Genomic DNA, 2691 nt, shown 5'->3' with positions numbered 1-2691 from the left:
ACGGCCGCGATGACGGCCGGGTTCGCCCGGGCGGTCTGGGCGACCGTGGCGGTGAGCGCGGTGAAGCCGGCGGTCCCGCTGACCAGGCCGCCCGACAGCGCGCCGAGGTCGACCGGGTGGGAGGCGACGGTCACGCCGATCACGTCGTTGACCGGGCCAGCCGCGGCAACGTCGCCGACCGGCAAAGCGGCCGTTGGCGTAGCGGCAGCGGTCTCCACCACGGCCTGCGCGGCCGGTGCAACAACAGCACTCGCACCCGCACGCGCCGGCGAGTCGATCACTCGCTCGCTGTCGCCATGCACCGTCAGGCGGAAGCGATCGCCCGCGGCGACGCTGGCGACGCCGCCGGGCAGGATCAGGTCGCGCGCGCCGCCATCCGGGGTGGTGACTTCGACCGCGCCCTCGACGACCTGCAGGTTGCTGCCGCGCCCGTCGACCGTGATCGAGAAGGTGGTCCCCTTGACGACCGCGGCGAGGTACGGCGTCGTCACCCCGAAATGCGGGACGCCGCGCTTCTCGATCTTGTAGACGGCATTGCCGAGGTCCTGCAGCAGCTTGGTGAAGCCGCTCGCCTGCTCGGCCGCGCCCGGCACCGTCGCCCGGCTGTTGCCGGCCAGCGTCACGAAATCTTTCTCGTGCACCATCACCGCGCGGCCACCGGCGGCGGTCAAGAGCGCGTCGCCCGGTTGCAGCACCGCGCCGCGAGTCGCCGGGTGCTGGTCGCTGCCGTGGCGGATCGTCACCGATCCTGACACCTCGGTCACCTGCCAGGCGAGCGACTGCGCCATCGCCGACCCGCTGGCGGTGCACAGCCCCAGCGCGATGGCCGCCTTGGCAACATATCCCGGCATCGATCTTCTCCCTGTCGAGGAGCTGCCGTACCGACAGGATCATCACGCACCCTCACCGGAGATGGTTGCCGCGGCGTTAAGGCCAAAGCCGTGCTTCAGCCTTTCTTAGGAGCACTCCGCTAGATCACCACTCATGCGAAAACAGTGCATCAGGTCTGCCGCCATCGGTCTGTGCGTACTGGCCGCGATGGTCGGCGGCATGGCGGAGGCCCATGCCCAGACCACGCTCGACCATGTCGATCCGGCCAAGGTCGAGGCGACGCTGCCGGTCGCGCCTGCGGTCGTTCCGTCGCTGCCGGTCACCGTTCAGCCGGCCGCTCCGGTCAGCATAGGCTCGGCACCGGTTACCGTCGGCGCGATCATGCTGTCGGGGTTGCGGACGCTGCACCCAGCCGATTTCGCCGACATCTACGCGACCTATGTCGGCCGTACCCTGTCGCCGATCGCGCTCGCCGGCCTGGCCGACGCGATCGCCGACCGCGCCCGCGAGCGCGGCTTCCTGTTCGTCGCCGTGACCATCCCGCCGCAGACGCTGGAGGCCGGGCTGCTGAAGCTGACGATCGACGAGGGGCGGGTCGACGAGGTGCGGCTGGTCGGCGTCGACAACCATGCGCTGCGCGCTACCCTCGCGCCCATCGTCGGCGTCGGTCCGGTTACCGCCGATCAGGTGCAGCTCCGGCTGCTGCTCGCCGGCGACATCCCCGGCATGTCGCTGCGGCAGACCCGGCTGGTGCGCGAGGGCGACCGCGACATCCTGGTGGTCGAGCTGGGCGACAAACGGATCAGCGGCGTCGTCACCGCCGACAATTTCGGTTCTCGACCGATCGGCCCGATCCGGCTGACCGCTAGCGCGACGGTCGCCCGGCTGCTCGCCGACGACGATGCCGTCACCTATGTCGTGGCGACATCGCCGTTCCATCCGCGCGAGCTTGGTTATGGCGCGGTGCGTTACGCCAAGAGAGTGGGGTCAAATGGCACCGAGCTGTCCGGAGCGTTCTCCTATGCCGCGGTGCATCCCGGCTCGTACCTGACCGACCGCGATATCGACGGCCGCAGCTGGACCGCTCAGCTGTCCGGCTCACGGCCGCTGCTGCGCCGTACCGGCGGCAGCCTGTGGTTGCAGGCCAGCTTCGACGTGCGCAGCGTCAAGCAGGACTGGGCCGGCGAACTGGCCCGCCGCGATCGGCTGAGCGTCGGCCGGCTGCGGCTCTACGGCTATGCCACCGTCCTTGGCGGGGTGATCCAGGCGAGCGCGACGGCCAGCCAGGGCGTCGATCTGTTCGACGCCAACCGCGCCGGCGATCCGCTGGCCTCGCGCGCTGACGCCGATGGCAAGTTCACCAGCGTCGCGTTCACCGCCGACTGGTCGGGCCCGGTGATCGGCCGGCTGGGTGCGCGGGTCTCGCTCGCCGGTCAGGTCGCGGGCGAGCCGCTGCTGATTTCCGAGGAGCTGGGCCTGGGCGGCGGTCAATTCCTGCGCCCCTATGACTATGACGAGCGCAGCGGCGACGATGGCGTCGCCGGCTCGACCGAGCTCCATTACCTGCTGGCCCGCAGCGCCGGGCCGCTCAAAGGTCCGTCGATCTACGCCTTTGCGAGCGGCGGCAGCGTTGGCAATCTGCGCGACGGCTATGGCGGCGGCTCGCTGTTCACGACGGGCGGCGGCCTGCGCTCCTCGTTAGGCCGCACGGTGACGGCGGATGCCGGCATCGCCTTCCCGCTGTCCGGCGCGCGCTATGACTCCGGCAACCGTCAGCCGGTCGTCAACCTGCAGCTCACCAAGCGCTTCTAACGTCGAGTCGGTCGAGCGCCGGGCAGGTCAGCCTAGATCAGCTCCAGC

Annotated in this window: 2 protein-coding genes; one reads left to right on the top strand and one right to left on the bottom strand. The window is 70.4% G+C overall.

Features of this window, described 5'->3' with window-relative positions:
- Nucleotides 1–851, bottom strand: an 851-nt coding sequence (locus HUU96_RS14560) for a FecR domain-containing protein (protein ID WP_174293455.1), incomplete at its 3' end; no start/stop codon positions are given.
- 133 nt (nucleotides 852–984) lie between these two features.
- Between HUU96_RS14560 and HUU96_RS14555 the strand changes: the two genes are divergently transcribed.
- Nucleotides 985–2643, top strand: coding sequence for a ShlB/FhaC/HecB family hemolysin secretion/activation protein (locus HUU96_RS14555; protein ID WP_174293454.1), 1659 nt, complete (start codon nucleotides 985–987; stop codon nucleotides 2641–2643).
- Nucleotides 2644–2691 lie beyond the last annotated feature (48 nt).

Source organism: Sphingomonas bacterium (assembly GCF_903644135.1).
GTDB lineage: Bacteria > Pseudomonadota > Alphaproteobacteria > Sphingomonadales > Sphingomonadaceae > Sphingomonas.
Note: the sequence above shows the minus strand (reverse complement) of the source record. Positions and strands in the feature narration are given on the sequence as shown.